Origin of the sequence: Streptococcus sp. 2106 (assembly GCF_013277315.1) — a bacterium.
In the GTDB taxonomy this organism is placed as follows: domain Bacteria; phylum Bacillota; class Bacilli; order Lactobacillales; family Streptococcaceae; genus Streptococcus; species Streptococcus pseudopneumoniae.
Genome location: NZ_VMMS01000147.1, coordinates 1 through 652, shown reverse-complemented (window position 1 = coordinate 652; position 652 = coordinate 1). Strand labels below are relative to the sequence as shown.

Sequence of the window (652 nt, the reverse complement as noted above, 5' to 3'; positions counted from 1 at the left end):
TAACCTACACATTAGCTGGATATACTCACCCTATAGCGGATAGTGAAGAAGCCTCTTTGCCAACTGTAGTAGATGGAAGTTAGCTAAGATTCAGAAAGGACAAATTTTGTCCTTTCTTTTTTGTCGTCCTTCTGTAAGCGCGTCATAACAAGGTATCTATCATTCATGGAAGACCTCCTGTATACTATTAGTAAAGTAAAACTATTGGAGGATATTTTAATGCCACAACCTATTGTTCCTGTAGAGATTCCACAATCTCGACCTTTTGATTCTAAAAAGAGAAATGATATTCTGCTTAAAATTCGTAATTATCGCCAAGAAGAAGATTGGGCTAGGATGGGTTTACCAATCACACGTAAGGAAATCTCTAATTGGCATATCAAGGCGAGTCAATACTATTTGGAGCCCCTCTATAACCTTTTACGAGAAAAGTTGTTAGAACAAGATCTTCTTCATGCGGATGAAACCTATTATCGGGTTCTAGAGAGTGCTAGTCAGCTGACTTACTATTGGACTTTTTTGTCAGGAAAATCAGAGAAGCAAGCAAACACACTCTACCTCCATGATTAGCGTCGAAGTGGTTCAGTAGTACAAGAATTCCTAGGAGATTATTCTGGCTATGTGCATTGTGACATGTTGCGGCAGTAACTTA

1 pseudogene is annotated in these 652 nt (G+C 38.7%); it reads left to right on the top strand.

The features are described 5' to 3' along the window. Positions 1-294: 294 nt before the first annotated feature. Positions 295-636 (top strand): annotated as a pseudogene (locus HT723_RS11220) (IS66 family transposase); the annotation flags it as partial. Positions 637-652 lie beyond the last annotated feature (16 nt).